The following is a 13,686-nucleotide window of genomic DNA, read 5'->3' on the forward strand; positions in this document are numbered from 1 at the left end:
ATGTTTAAAATTTATGTTTTAACCCCGCCAACTGTCAAGCTAAATGCAGGGTTGTGTGTGGTAAACGCACTCTAGAGATAAAATTAAGATAATTTGTGTGAAGGCAGGAACCTTTTGCCAAACCTCCCCTCCAATGTAATGCCACTGTTGTTAAGTACTACTTTTTTAAGTACTACTGTTGTTAAACACTAAGTCTTCGCCCAGCCCAGCTGGGCATTTTTTTGCTTAAAATTTAAGAGATAACAGTGAAGAGTAAAGAGTGAAGAGTTGAGACTCCAACACCAAACAGCCAAAAAAGACACCTCAAGCCACAGCCAAGGTCGCTTGTCCGTGCCACTCGTTACCCTTACACTTCTCCGCTATTTAAAATGGGAATGAATAATGAACTTGAACGAAGCACCGGCGGAAGTCACGCTGGCCGTAGACTTAATTGAATTATTAGAAGTGAATCAGGTGGCGCCAGAGCTGGCACTGAAAGCGTTGCGTTTAGTGACTGCAGATTTTGAGCGCAAGTTGGCTGAAAGCAGTAAAGGGTGAAGGGTGAAGGGTGAAGGGTGAAGGGGACAAGCTAACAGCAGCGCCGAATTTTTTGCCGTCTTGCGAGCACAGCGCGGCAATCCAGTCCTTTTCTTCCGACTCTTAGCTTCCAGCCTTTCAACTCAGCGTTAAGTTTTTTGGCCTTGCTCACTGATTTGGTTCCTCCCCTTCTCTCTTCACCCTTTACTGACCTTGGTCAGGGTAACGGCATAAAAAAACACCGCTCCATTAGAAGCGGTGTTTAATTTAGAACCTAACGCATAAAGTAGTGTTTAACGCCTCACTCTTTACCCTTCACGCTTTACAGCACTTAGACTAGCGCTCTTCTTCAAGGTAGGTATAACCCTCGAGGCCGGCGGTAAGCTCAGACAGCATCATAGTGCGCGTTTCTTCATCTAGGTGCGGTTGACTTAACAGCGTCTCGTAGCGAGCACTGATCACAGACGGATCTATGTCCACGTAACGCAGCATTTCCGCTACCGTACTGCCCGCCTTCACATCACTGATGATGGTTTTACCATTCGCATCTACCGACACTTCGGCGCTGTGGGTATCACCAAATAAGTTATGCATGTCGCCCAAAATCTCTTGGTAGGCGCCAACCAAGAAGAAGCCCAAATAATGCGGTTGACCCGGCACAAATGCCGGCATCGGCAGCGTGGTTTCTACGCCTTGGCCGTCTACATAGTGATCAATAGCACCGTCTGAGTCACAGGTGATATCGAGCACCACGGCGCGACGGGTCGGCTCTCGGTCCAACCCATCTAAGGGCAGCACAGGGAACGTTTGGTCAATGCCCCAAGCGTCCGGTAACGACTGAAACAACGAGAAATTCACGAAGCACTTATCGGCTAGCTTCTCATTTAGCTCATCAATAATGGGTCTGTGTGACCGGTTGTTTGGGCTCAGCTCTTTTTGAATACCAAGGCAAATATTCAGGTGCATCTCTTCAGCCCAAGCTCTGTCTTCGAGCGTGATCAGACCCATATTGTATTGCTGATGCACATCGCCAAGCTCTGCGACTGTATCGTGATAAATTTCCAACAAGGGTGGATCTTCGCGACACAGGCCTTCCCAAGTTTCCCAAATATTATGCAACAGCATGGCCGCGCCTTCATCGGGTGCCTTAGGCGCTTGCGGTTTGGCAGACTCAATACTGATCACATCCGAGATTAACACTGCATGGTGCGCGGTAATGGCGCGGCCAGACTCACTGATGATCAACGGATGCGGCAAGTCATATTCACGACATACATCGCCTATGCCCCACACCACGTTATTGGCATATTCACGCATGCTGTAGTTCGCCGAGCATGAGCTTTGTGAGCGCGTACCTTCATAATCCACGCCTAAGCCACCGCCTACATCCACTATCTTAATCGGCACGCCTAAGCGGCATAGCTCGCCGTAGAAGCGGCCACATTCGCGCACGCCTTTTTGAATATCGCGAATATTGGCGATTTGTGAGCCCAAGTGAAAGTGCAACAATTGCAGCCAATGTAAACAATCAGCATCGCGCAGTTGCTTGATGAGGCTCAGCACATGGGCAGCACTTAAGCCAAACTTCGACTTTTCACCACCGCTCGACTGCCATTTGCCGGCACTTTGCGAGGCCAAACGCGCCCGCACACCCAGCATAGGCTCTACATCAATGCACTTGGCCTCTTCCATCACCATAGCGAGCTCAGAAAGCTTTTCGATAACGATATAAACGCGATGGCCCATCTTGGTGCCCAGCAAAGCGAGGCGAATATATTCTTTATCTTTGTAGCCATTACAAACAATGACCGACTCAGTTTCATGGCTGTGCGCCAGCACCGCCAATAGCTCAGGCTTAGAGCCCGCTTCTAGCCCTAAGCGAGGCTTATCTTCATAGGCTTTAGTCACTGCATCCAGCACGCCGCGCTGTTGGTTAACCTTAATCGGATACACTGTGAGGTAGTCGCCCTCATAACCGTATTCAACAATGGCGTTATTAAAGGCATTAAATAAGGCGTCGATACGGCTTTTAATAATATCAGGAAAGCGCAACAACACAGGCGTAGCGAAACCCTCGGCCTTCAGCTCTGCGATAACATCAGCTAACACCACCTTGGCTTCAGGACGAGACCTATCAGGGGTCACCACCACCTGACCTTGGTCATCAAGATGAAAAAAACCATCGCCCCAGTAAGGCAGGTTGTATACTTTTAACGCGTCATTTGCGGACCAGTCGGCCATATTCTTCGTCCCCTTTTTCGGTCAGGGTCATAATAGGTCCGAGCCTTGAAAGACTCGGTACGATAGATAGCGATACCAGTAGATTGTGACGTTCAACAGGCGTAAACGTTCCATTTGATAGCATGCATAGGCAACACAAGCAGGATCAACAGAGGCAGTAAAGTTTACACATCACTCAGGGTGCTGACCAGTGGCGCCGATTAGCAAGCGGCGTTTATTAATGGGCATCAAGAGGTTTCACAAAAGGGATGTATGTTCGCTGAGCGCTTATCGCATCTTAACGATTAGGGCTAGCTTCACTGTGTCCTAAATCCCGCTCAGGCGCTATCACATCACGCAACCGCTGCTTAACTTCTTTCGCTTCCGGAAAGCCCTCATCAGCCACGCGACACCAAATAAGCTCACCGTTCACCAAAATTTGAAACTGACCTTTTTCCCCCGGGATCAAGGCCACTTCACCCACTTCATCATTAAAGGTGGACAAGATTTCTTGCGCCAGCCAAGCCGAACGCAATAGCCAACGGCATAAAGAACAATAGCGAATTTCCACTCTGGGCTTAATGATTGGCGTAATGGTGCTTTGGGATGTCATTCGGTGTCCTTTGAAAATCAAGTGCTTGGTGTGCCACATTGCTGCAGGGGTTAAGCTTGTGTCCTCTATGATAGATGTCATGGGTTTACGTTTCACACCTCACCCCTCACAGTATTTACTAGCGTACACCCATTAAAAATTCGTGGCGCGTTTCAGCACGGCTCTTAAAGATACCGCCGAGCGAGGTTGTGGTCGTGCTACTGGTGGCATCCATCACGCCGCGGGCCTTCACGCAATAATGGGTGGCGCTAATGCTGACCGCTACGTCGTCGGACTCAAGAAGCGTCTGCAGTGCGACTAATATCTGCTGGGTCAGGCGCTCTTGTACTTGAGGCCGGCGGGCAAAAAACTGCACTATGCGGTTAATTTTCGACAGTCCAATCACCTTGCTGCGCGGTATATACGCCACGGTCGCCGTGCCGTCTATGGTCACAAAATGATGCTCACAGGTGCTGGTCAACGTGATGTCGCGAACTTGCACCATTTCATCGACCTTCATCTTGTTGTCGATCATGGTGATTTTAGGGAAGTAGCTATAATCTAAACCAGAAAAAATTTCGCGCACATACATCTTAGCAATGCGTTGTGGCGTCTCGGCTAGGCTGTCATCTTCTAAATCCAGCCCTAACACGTCCATCATTTCGGTCATCAATCCCGTAATACGGGCTTGTTTATCATCCAATGTCAGGTTATTACCTTTCATCGGGGTTTCTAAGCCACGTTGTTCGAGGGCAGAACGCACTCGAATTGCGGCATCGCTCAAAGCAGTCATGGCAGTCTCCGGGGAGCAATCAATGCAGAATTAGGCTGGCGGAATGGTAGTGCATTTACCACTCAGAGTGAATGCTTGATTTTAGCAACCCTTGAGCGGCAGAGGTGACAAATTGTTTTAAACTGAAACAATAGCCCCATCAACGCTTAAATGATGCGTCAGCAAAGGCTCAAATAAGGGTCATTTACAGCAGAGTCACGGCCTTAATGCTTGTTTTTTCCATGTCTTATTCAGGTATCTACACATACCTTTACTCAAGTCTTTAACTAAAGGGAAGTTGCATATGACAACAATTGATCACTGTAACCAAGCCGGCTTGCGCCCCTATCAAGATGCCAAACAAGAGATGCTAAGCCAGCTCGATAATGTCACTCAAACCGAGTTAGTGGGCCTTGATCAACTGTTAAATCGCGTTTTAGCCGACGACATTCTTTCACCGATTGACGTCCCCTCTTTCGCCAATTCCGCCATGGACGGTTATGCCCTCAGCGCCAGCGACTATGCCCCCTATACAGCCCTTACCTTGATTGGCGAGAGCCTAGCAGGCCACCCTTTTACCGGCCGCGTGAGCTCGGGTGAATGCGTACGCATCATGACGGGAGCGGCGCTGCCATTGGGTGCAGATTCGGTGGTCATGCAAGAAGAGTGTGAAGTAACTGGCCCTTCAGTCTCGGTGGCGGGTCGTGTTAGGGCTGGGCAAAACGTGCGTTTTCCAGCCCAAGATTTAGCCCAAGGTGAAACTGTGTTTGGTGCAGGTACGCGCATTAACGCGCGCGTGTTGGCGGTATTGTCATCATTAGGTCTTGAGCAATTGTATGTCAACCGACCGCTCACCGTGGTGGTATTGTCCACCGGTGACGAGCTAAAAACCCCGGGTGAATTGCTGGGCCCTGGGGACATTTATGATTCCAATCGCATCGGCTTACGGGCCATGCTGCAGCGCTTAGGGGTCAAGGTGCTGGATTACGGCATTATCAAAGACGATCCTGAACTGATCCGCCAAGCCTTGGTAAAAGCGGCCAGTGAGGCAGACGCCATCATTAGCTCCGGCGGCGTTTCTGTGGGCGATGCGGATTACATCAAGCAGGTGTTAGCAGCAGTAGGCCGCATCGGTTTTTGGAAACTGGCCATTAAACCGGGCAAACCCTTTGCCTTTGGTCACATCAACGACTGTCCTTTCTTTGGTCTACCTGGCAATCCTGTGTCTGCCGCCGTCACCTTTCATTTGTTAGTGCGCCCTGCTCTCGCTAAGCTTGCCGGCGAAAACTTGGCACCCACGGTCACGCTACAAGCCAAGGCGTTAATGCCCTTTAAGAAAACCCCTGGGCGTATGGACTTTCAACGCGGCTTAGTCAGCACGCAAAGCGATGGTAGCTTAGGTGTGATCGCCGCCGGCTCCCAAAGCTCAGGCGTGTTTAGCGCCATGGCCCAAGCCAACTGCTTATTACATCTTGAGCAAGACCGCGGTGACGTAGCCGAAGGCGAGCTCGTCACGCTTGAGCTGATTGATGGTTTGTATTGGTAGAAGACAAAGCTGGAAGCTAGAAGCTAGAAGAAAAACACCGAACTTGTGAGTTCGGTGTTTTGGGTAGGGCTTAGTTTTGCTCTTATCTCGATGCCGTCTTCCTGACGCACGTCAGGATCTCATGCCCTTCGGGGAGCTGTAAGTTAAACAAAGAGCAAGAAAAGCGCCGAGCGGGTCTATCTGACAGCTTATAGCTTACGGCTGACAGTTTTCTTTTAGCCGTCATCCTGACGAAAGTCAGGATCTCGCTTTCAATATCTTGCTTTAGCTGATCGCTTACAGCCTGTCTCTTAGTCACAAGTATGTAAGGCACGAAGAAGCCGTAGGCTTGCCTCTGTCAACGCGCTAAACCGTATCCCTACGACGCTCGGCAAATGCCGTCCATGGCATTTGACGGTTGACTCCGGCAATACCTCGTCCTCTTCCGATAATCCAGAGTCCTTTGATAGCATTAACAGCGGGCTCTGGTGCACAGGAGAAGGCAGAGTGCATCAGCTCAACCGACCATCTGCGCCAGGGATGGCGCGGTTGAGCCCCCAGGGATGGGTTTACGGCGTGTCGGAGGAGCGATGCGTTCTGCCTGATATCGCCATTACAAACAATAAAAAGATGTGACTAAGAGACAGGCTGAAAGCTTACCGCTGACAGCTATGTTTTAGACTCCCCGCTCGTTGTTCCAAATCAACACGTGCAATTGCGGCAAGACACGGGCGTTAAACCAGCGGTCGGCTGTTACTTTATCCACCAGCCAACGCAAACGCGCGTTCAAACTCTCAAGATCCGTTTCTAGCTCAGGCTGTTCCGGCGTGGCGGGTGCGGGGTTGCATGGCTGCAAGGTAAGAGGCAACTGCGGATACTGCGTCGCAAACGTGCGCGCCCACTGATAATCCGCTTCGTCACTGATCACCAACTTCAAGCTTACTTGAGTATGCGTGCCTGCGGCATTCAAGCACTCGGCAAAGCGCGGCGCATTAAACGCCATGCCAGATGAGGGCGGCTTAGGGCTAAGGGTTAAATGATCCAATAGCCCAAACCAAGGTTGCGCCTTGCTGCCTTGGGTTTCAATGGCAAAGGTGTAGCCTAACTCTTGTCCGAATTGGATGAGCTTAGTTAACGGCTGCAGCGCCGGATTACCGCCCGACAGCGTCACTAATAACGGCCGTTCGCCACTCAAGCGACGGATCTCGGCCATCACGTCCTCGGCGGGCATCACAGCCCAATCCGCCTTAAAGCGCGGCTCTACCGCATACAAGGTATCGCACCAACTACAGCGAAAATCACAGCCGCCGGTACGCACAAATACTGTAGGCACGCCGATTAAGGCGCCCTCGCCTTGGATGGTGGGCCCGAATATTTCGCTGATGGCGATCACCGGCTCGTCGCTTATCTGTGCCGTGGCAATGGTTAGCGCATCCGTCGCTTTACTGGAAATGACGGTACTCATGCTCGATATTCCGCCCACGTTTTTGGCGTCTCCGACACCAAAACCGCGCTCACTTCAGACCAGCGGCTGTGCGCCCACTCAAACAAATGGCGCGCCAAGCGCTCGGCTGTAGTGCACTCGTCACCCAATACCTCGTTTAGATGGCGGTGATCAAACGTATCATCAATATAATTTTTAAAGGCTGTTAGCTCATGATAATCGCGCACAAAGCCAAACTCATCGAGTGTCTCGCTACTGAGCTCGATAACGACGATATAGTTATGACCGTGCAGGCGAGCACAAGGGTGACCATCAGGCATCTGCTTAAGCTGATGGGAGGCCGAAAAATGAAACTCTTTTTTGATGCGATACATTAATCACCCGCCTTATCTTTAACGTTAGCAACAGCAGCCTGCCAAAATTGGGTGTCAAGATACGGCGTGGGATCAACAATGCCAGCCAAGCTCATGGCCTCAATGCGCTCCACACAAGTGCCACAGCGGCCACAATGGTGCTCGCCGCCTTCATAACAAGACCAGGTATCAATAATGGGCACGTTAAAACGCGCCGCATCCCGAGCAATCTCAATTTTATCGCTGTGCACATAGGGGGCAAACAAGCCCACTTGAGCCACGCCGTCCAGCGCTTGAGCCTGCATTTCACCGAACAGACGAATAAAGTCGGGTCGACAATCGGGATAGATAAAGTGATCGCCGCCGTGCACCGCCAGCGCCACCGTATTTAGCCCACGGCTGGCCGCCACGCCAAAGGCGATAGTCAGCATAATGGCATTGCGATTCGGCACCACGGTCAGCTTCATATTGTCTTCGCTGTAATGACCGTGCGGAACATCTATATCGTCGGTGAGCGCGGAGGATAATTGGCGACCAATGTGGCCGATATCTAACACTAAGTGCGGCACCTTTAATTGCTGGGCACACAGGCGCGCGGCATCAATTTCTTTAACGTGGCGTTGACCATAGTCAAAGGTCAGTAAGGCGCCTAAGGCACCTTCACTGGCTAAGCGATAGGCAAGCGTGACGGAGTCAAATCCGCCGGAGCAGATCAGTAATGCATTCATCAGATTGTGTCCTTGTTTTTTCCGGGTAGGCTGCGACCGGCATTCATAACGTCAATTTTAAAGCAGCACTATTCTAGCGCCTAGTGGCGACAGCGCAAATAAAAAGGGCGCCCTCGGCGCCCTTTACAAACTAATCAGCTATTTATTAGCCATTTTTCTTCACTGCATGCTCGGCTAAATACAGCCAAGTATCGATCACCGTATCTGGGTTCAGTGATACAGAGTCTATGCCCTGCTCCACCAGCCAAGCGGCAAAGTCTTGATGATCCGACGGCCCTTGACCACAAATGCCCACATACTTACCGGCTTTGTGCGCCGCTTTAATGGCCATCGACAACAGTGCTTTTACGGCGTCGTCACGCTCATCAAAGGAACCTGCCACCAGACCTGAGTCTCGGTCTAGGCCCAAGGTGAGCTGTGTCATGTCGTTAGAACCAATCGAGAAGCCATCGAAGTAGGCCAAAAACTTATCGGCTAACAGCGCGTTTGAGGGCAACTCACACATCATGATCACTTTCAGCCCGGCTTCGCCGCGCTTGAGGCCATTTTCCGCCAAAATATCAATCACAGACGCCGCTTCTTTTACCGTGCGCACAAACGGGATCATGATCTCCACGTTGTTAAAGCCCATGTCATTGCGCACCCGCTTCATGGCCTCGCATTCCATAGCAAAACAGTCGCGAAAATCCGCCGAGATATAACGCGATGCGCCGCGAAAGCCCAACATGGGGTTTTCTTCATCAGGCTCGTAAGCATCGCCACCTAGCAGGTTCGCATACTCGTTCGATTTAAAATCAGACATGCGCACTATCACCCGCTCCGGCCAAAAGGCCGAGGCCAAGGTCGCTATGCCTTCCGTTAATTTGGCGACGAAGAACTCTCGCGGACTGGCATAACCGGCAATAATGCCGTCAATCTGCTGCTGTAGCTTAGGGCTTTCTTGGTCGTAATTAAGCAGCGCCTTAGGATGTACGCCTATCATGCGGTTAATAATAAATTCTAAGCGCGCTAAGCCCACGCCCGCATTGGGCAGCTGCGCAAAGTCAAAGGCGCGGTCGGGGTTACCGATGTTCATCATCACCTTCACCGGTGAGGGTGGCATGGCACCGACTTCTGAAATATTAATATTAAAATCAAGCTTGCCTTGATACACGAAACCGGTGTCGCCTTCGGCGCACGACACTGTGATCTCTTGTCCCTCAACAATGCGCTGAGTGGCATCACCACAGCCCACTACCGCAGGAATACCCAGCTCGCGGGCAATAATAGCCGCGTGGCAAGTGCGCCCGCCGCGGTTGGTAACGATGGCCGAAGCGCGCTTCATAATGGGCTCCCAGTCGGGATCCGTCATGTCGGTGACCAGCACGTCACCGGGCTGCACTTCATCCATCTGTGCCAGTGAAGAAATTACCTTAGCAGGACCCGCACCAATTTTATGACCAATGGCGCGCCCTTCGACGATGACTTCACTCTGTTCATTCAGTGCAAAACGTTCTAGCACATTGCTGTCTTGGCGACTGCGCACGGTTTCGGGCCGCGCTTGTACTATGTACAGCTGACCATCTAACCCGTCTTTGGCCCACTCAATGTCCATCGGACGGCCATAATGCAGCTCGATGATCACCGCCTGCTTGGCCAGCTCCATCACCTCAAGATCGGTTAACGAGAACTGATTGCGCTCGGCTTTGCTGGTTTCTTTAATGTCCACCTGCTGGCCCAAGGCTTGCCCCTCGGCATAAACCATTTTTTGCAACTTAGAGCCCAACGTCTTGCGTACCACTGCGGGTCGACCGGCTTTCAGCGTCGGCTTATGCACGTAAAATTCATCGGGGTTAACCGCGCCTTGCACCACCATTTCGCCCAAACCGGTAGATGAAGTAATAAACACCACCTGATCGAAACCCGACTCTGTGTCTATGGTGAACATTACGCCGGAGGCGGCAATGTCTGAGCGCACCATGCGCTGAATACCGGCCGACAGCGCGACACCACGATGGCTATAGCCTTGATGCACTCGATACGAGATGGCTCTGTCATTAAACAGTGAGGCAAACACATGCTTAATGGCCACCATCACCGCATCTAAGCCACGTACGTTTAAGAAGGTTTCTTGTTGGCCAGCAAAGGAGGCATCCGGCATATCTTCGGCGGTGGCCGAAGAGCGCACCGCAAATGACGCCTCATCGCCCGCCTTACCGGTCAGCTCAGCGTAGGCTTTTGCAATGGCTTGCTCAAGCGCTGGCTGAAACGGCGTGTCTATCACCCATTGGCGAATGCTTTGCCCTGCTTGGCCCAGCGCGACTATGTTGTCTACGTCTAGGGTATCGAGCAGGTCATGAATTCGGGCATTAAGGCCACTTTGCTCTAAGAACTCGTTAAAGGCGTAGGCGGTGGTCGCAAAACCACCCGGAACAGAAACACCGGCACCGGCTAGTTGACTGATCATCTCGCCTAATGAGGCATTCTTGCCTCCCACTCGGTCTACGTCGTGCATTCCGAGCTGTTCGTACCAAATTACATATTCCACCACGGCTACGTCTCCAACTAAAGGGGTGCTTGGGTTATGAATGTTTAAATGTGCGTTAAGCAGGTTTACTGTTTGTATCACTTACTATCAAGACAACTAAGGTAGGCCTAACTCTGGAATGATTCTACAATGTCTACGAAATACAGGTAAACGCCCAATCCTTGGCAAACTGCAAAAGTGAGATCTGGAGGCCTGATGCACACAGTTTTTTATGTTTCTGATGGGACGGCGATCACAGCCGAAGTTTTTGGTCATGCGGTACTCAGTCAGTTTCCGCTGCCTTTTGAGCAAATCACCATGCCTTTTGTCGGCGATGTGGATAAGGCACTGGCAGTAAAAGCCAGAATTGATACCTGCTTTGCACAAAGCGGTAAACAGCCGTTGGTGTTTCACACCATAGTCGATGCACAATTACGTAACATTATCACCAGCAGCGAGGCCAAATGTTACGACTTTCTTAACACTTTTGTCGCTCCGATCGAGCAACAACTGGGCGTAAAAGCCGATCCGCGGGTGCACAGATCTCACGGTATCGACAACAAAAAGCACTACGATACCCGTATTGATGCGGTGAACTATGCGCTGGAAAACGACGATGGCGTCACCACCAAAGCCTACGATGAAGCGGACATTATTTTGGTCGGCGTGTCACGCTGTGGCAAAACGCCAACCAGTTTGTATCTTGCATTGCAGTTTGGAATTCGCGTCGCTAACTACCCGTTTATTGATCAAGATATGGAGCAGATGTCGCTACCCAATTCGCTCAAAGCCAATAGACACAAGCTGTTCGGCCTCACTATAGACCCACATCGACTGCAAGAAATTCGCCAGCGCCGCATGGCCGACAGCCAATATTCAGCCGCCGACCAATGCCGCTATGAACTTAACCAAGTAGAGCGTCTGTTCCGCATGGAAGCCATCCCTTTTATCGACACCACTTACCATTCGGTAGAAGAAATTTCGGTAAAAATTTTAGAACGCACCGGTATCCGCCGCCGCATCTATTAAAAGGTGCGGAAGATCAACTCACAAACTTTGCGATCCACCTCCAAACATTGCATACAAAAACAAACAAAATGTTGCTTTTATGTTTACAGAAATGTATACATTGCACCTAGTGTTTAACCAAGCAGTCGAACACGACGCAAGTCGCATCACATGTTGTGCGTCTGAATTTCTGCCGGATTTGGTGTGTTTTCCTTGTATAAACAGTTTCTTATCCGAAATTGTGTATACAAAGTTAACTGATTCACTAGGGATTCCGGCGAACAATGTCATTACTGGTGGTTGTCGTTACGTTGTCGCAATAATGCACAACAAGCTTCAGCTCCTCTTGAGCAAAACTCAGGGACTTAACGCAATGAAACATAGTCAAAGCAAGTCAATATTTGATTTTTACGGCAAGCCAGGTTTTGGCAAAGCACTGCCATTGTCACTGCAACATATTTTAGCCATGATCATGGGTGCCGTTACGCCGCCTATTATCGTTGCTAAAGCAGTCGGCTTAAGCGCACCAGATGCAGCACTACTGATCCAAGTAGCCTTGTTCTTCTCTGGTCTGTCTACTCTGTTACAGCTTTACCCAATCGGTAGTATCGGCGCGCGTATGCCGGTAATCTTCGGTGTGGGCTTCGCCTATATGCCTACCCTGTTGGCTATCGCTAACGCAGTAGATGCAGATGGTAATAAGCTGTATGGAATCGACGCCATCATGGGTGCACAGATTATTGGTGGTGTTGCCATGATAATCGTGGGTCTGTTCATTAAGCACATTCGTCATTTGTTCCCACCAGTAGTAGCCGGTACCGTGGTATTGGTTATTGGTCTGTCTTTGTACCACGTAGCCATTAACTATATGGCCGGTGGCTTCGGCACACCCAACTACGGTAGTGGTTCAAACTGGATGGTTGCCGGCGTAACGCTGCTAGTCGTATTGCTTTGCTCTCAGTTTGGTAAAGGTTATTTCCGCCTTGCCGCTATCATAATGGGTATTCTTGCCGGTTATGCTCTGGGTGCTTTCTTTGGCATGGTAAGCTTAGAGCGCGTAGCTAATGCTCCGTGGGCTGCAATCCCAATGCCGTTAGCATTTGGTATTAGCTTCCCAATCGGTGCCATCATCCCTATGGTGATTATCTGTATCGTTAACTCGGTACAAACCATTGGTGACTTGTCTGCAACTGCAGTTGGCGGTATGAACCGTGAGCTAGCAGACAAAGAAATGTCGGGTGGTTTAGTCGGTAACGGCTTAACTACACTGATTGGTTCTTTCTTTGGTTCACTGCCTACTTCTTCGTTCAGCCAGAACGTGGGTATCGTAGCCATGACCAAAGTAATCAGCCGCTACGTGCTGGGTGTTGCTGCCGTGTTCATGGTATTGGCCGGTTTGCTGCCTAAGTTCTCAGCCATCATGTTGACCATACCTGCTCCTGTAATCGGTGGTGCGACCATCATCGTATTCGGTATGATCACCATGACAGGTATCCAGTTGCTGGTTAAAGACGAGTTATCTTCACGTAACGTGACTATCGCAGCGCTCTCAGTTGCGTTGGCCATGGGTGTAGCCGCTGCTCCTAACGCAGTAGCTCAGTTGCCTGAAATGATGAAGTCACTGACCAACCCTGTGATCATCGCCGCCCTTACTTCTTTCATCTTGAACATGATTCTGCCTAAGAAATCACTGCAAGACGAAGCGAACGAGCGTGCTGCAATTGAAAAAGAAATGAACGGCAAAGCGGATAGCGCACCGGTTCAAAAAAAAATAGTAACTGACGCTGCTAACTAAGGTTAACGCCTTACTTTAATACTCAGTACTAAAAAAGCCGGTCATCTGACCGGCTTTTTTTATGCCTAAAATTGCTCCAAAGCGAATACAGCGGCCGCCATGGTTTATGTCTGGTGGAAAATCTTTAGTGCTTATACCTATCTAATACCAATCTGTAAAACTAGCTGATCAGTATTATCACTCTTAGTAAATACAACATTTAAAGTCAGGCTGGACGGTGTTTTGTA

11 protein-coding genes are annotated in these 13,686 nt (G+C 50.3%); 4 read left to right on the forward strand and 7 right to left on the reverse strand.

The features are described from left to right. The first annotated feature begins 381 nt into the window (after positions 1 to 381). Positions 382 to 537, forward strand: coding sequence for a DUF2496 domain-containing protein (locus tag ACEN2G_RS06485; protein ID WP_442020663.1), 156 nt, complete (start codon positions 382 to 384; stop codon positions 535 to 537). Positions 538 to 852: 315 nt separating this feature from the next. Here ACEN2G_RS06485 and speA read toward each other — a convergent pair whose 3' ends face one another. The 3 genes from speA to folE all read right to left on the reverse strand — a co-directional run bounded on the left by speA (position 853) and on the right by folE (position 4,121). Further along, positions 853 to 2,757 carry a biosynthetic arginine decarboxylase gene (speA, locus tag ACEN2G_RS06490; RefSeq protein WP_442020664.1) on the reverse strand — a complete coding sequence of 635 codons (1,905 nt, stop codon included), beginning with the start codon at positions 2,755 to 2,757 and terminating at the stop codon, positions 853 to 855. A gap of 277 nt (positions 2,758 to 3,034) precedes the next feature. Next, positions 3,035 to 3,349 (reverse strand): SelT/SelW/SelH family protein, encoded by a 315-nt coding sequence (locus ACEN2G_RS06495; RefSeq protein WP_442020665.1) that lies wholly within the window; start codon positions 3,347 to 3,349, stop codon positions 3,035 to 3,037. Between the two features lie 118 nt (positions 3,350 to 3,467). After that, positions 3,468 to 4,121 (reverse strand): GTP cyclohydrolase I FolE, encoded by a 654-nt coding sequence (gene folE / locus ACEN2G_RS06500; RefSeq protein ID WP_442020666.1) that lies wholly within the window; start codon positions 4,119 to 4,121, stop codon positions 3,468 to 3,470. Between the two features lie 283 nt (positions 4,122 to 4,404). Here folE and moeA point away from each other — a divergent pair, with 283 nt between their 5' ends. Next, positions 4,405 to 5,646: a molybdopterin molybdotransferase MoeA gene (moeA, locus tag ACEN2G_RS06505; protein WP_442020667.1), complete on the forward strand. Its 1,242-nt coding sequence runs from the start codon at positions 4,405 to 4,407 to the stop codon at positions 5,644 to 5,646. A 655-nt stretch (positions 5,647 to 6,301) separates the two neighbouring features. Here moeA and queE read toward each other — a convergent pair. The 4 genes from queE to ppsA all read right to left on the reverse strand — a co-directional run bounded on the left by queE (position 6,302) and on the right by ppsA (position 10,680). Next, entirely contained in the window at positions 6,302 to 7,090 is a 789-nt protein-coding gene (gene queE, locus ACEN2G_RS06510) for a 7-carboxy-7-deazaguanine synthase QueE (protein ID WP_442020668.1), read from the reverse strand. Beyond that, the gene (queD, locus tag ACEN2G_RS06515; RefSeq protein ID WP_442020669.1) at positions 7,087 to 7,443 is read right to left on the reverse strand and encodes a 6-carboxytetrahydropterin synthase QueD; all 357 of its coding nucleotides are present in this window, start codon (positions 7,441 to 7,443) and stop codon (positions 7,087 to 7,089) included. Before queD ends, queE begins: the two co-directional genes overlap by 4 nt. Next, complete coding sequence (gene queC / locus ACEN2G_RS06520) at positions 7,443 to 8,150, reverse strand: 7-cyano-7-deazaguanine synthase QueC (RefSeq protein WP_442020670.1); 708 nt, start codon at positions 8,148 to 8,150, stop codon at positions 7,443 to 7,445. Before queC ends, queD begins: the two co-directional genes overlap by 1 nt. 145 nt (positions 8,151 to 8,295) lie before the next feature. After that, on the reverse strand, positions 8,296 to 10,680 hold the full coding sequence (gene ppsA / locus ACEN2G_RS06525; RefSeq protein ID WP_442020703.1) for a phosphoenolpyruvate synthase: 2,385 nt from the start codon (positions 10,678 to 10,680) through the stop codon (positions 8,296 to 8,298). A 192-nt stretch (positions 10,681 to 10,872) separates the two neighbouring features. Here ppsA and ppsR point away from each other — a divergent pair, with 192 nt between their 5' ends. Both ppsR and ACEN2G_RS06535 read left to right on the forward strand, forming a co-directional pair. Further along, the gene (ppsR, locus tag ACEN2G_RS06530; protein ID WP_442020671.1) at positions 10,873 to 11,685 is read left to right on the forward strand and encodes a posphoenolpyruvate synthetase regulatory kinase/phosphorylase PpsR; all 813 of its coding nucleotides are present in this window, start codon (positions 10,873 to 10,875) and stop codon (positions 11,683 to 11,685) included. Positions 11,686 to 12,037: 352 nt separating this feature from the next. Further along, positions 12,038 to 13,459, forward strand: a complete 1,422-nt coding sequence (locus ACEN2G_RS06535; protein WP_442020672.1) for a uracil-xanthine permease family protein — start codon at positions 12,038 to 12,040, stop codon at positions 13,457 to 13,459. Positions 13,460 to 13,686 lie beyond the last annotated feature (227 nt).

The organism is Oceanisphaera sp. W20_SRM_FM3, from assembly GCF_052119705.1.
GTDB lineage: Bacteria > Pseudomonadota > Gammaproteobacteria > Enterobacterales > Aeromonadaceae > Oceanimonas.

Excerpts from the sequence above, each read along its gene's own strand:
- ACEN2G_RS06485 (WP_442020663.1), top strand. The coding sequence starts at position 382 with ATGAACTTGAACGAAGCACCGGCGGAAGTCACGCTGGCCGTAGACTTA.
- speA (WP_442020664.1), bottom strand. The coding sequence starts at position 2,757 with ATGGCCGACTGGTCCGCAAATGACGCGTTAAAAGTATACAACCTGCCT.
- ACEN2G_RS06495 (WP_442020665.1), bottom strand. The coding sequence starts at position 3,349 with ATGACATCCCAAAGCACCATTACGCCAATCATTAAGCCCAGAGTGGAA.
- folE (WP_442020666.1), bottom strand. The coding sequence starts at position 4,121 with ATGACTGCTTTGAGCGATGCCGCAATTCGAGTGCGTTCTGCCCTCGAA.
- moeA (WP_442020667.1), top strand. The coding sequence starts at position 4,405 with ATGACAACAATTGATCACTGTAACCAAGCCGGCTTGCGCCCCTATCAA.
- queE (WP_442020668.1), bottom strand. The coding sequence starts at position 7,090 with ATGAGTACCGTCATTTCCAGTAAAGCGACGGATGCGCTAACCATTGCC.
- queD (WP_442020669.1), bottom strand. The coding sequence starts at position 7,443 with ATGTATCGCATCAAAAAAGAGTTTCATTTTTCGGCCTCCCATCAGCTT.
- queC (WP_442020670.1), bottom strand. The coding sequence starts at position 8,150 with ATGAATGCATTACTGATCTGCTCCGGCGGATTTGACTCCGTCACGCTT.
- ppsR (WP_442020671.1), top strand. The coding sequence starts at position 10,873 with ATGCACACAGTTTTTTATGTTTCTGATGGGACGGCGATCACAGCCGAA.
- ACEN2G_RS06535 (WP_442020672.1), top strand. The coding sequence starts at position 12,038 with ATGAAACATAGTCAAAGCAAGTCAATATTTGATTTTTACGGCAAGCCA.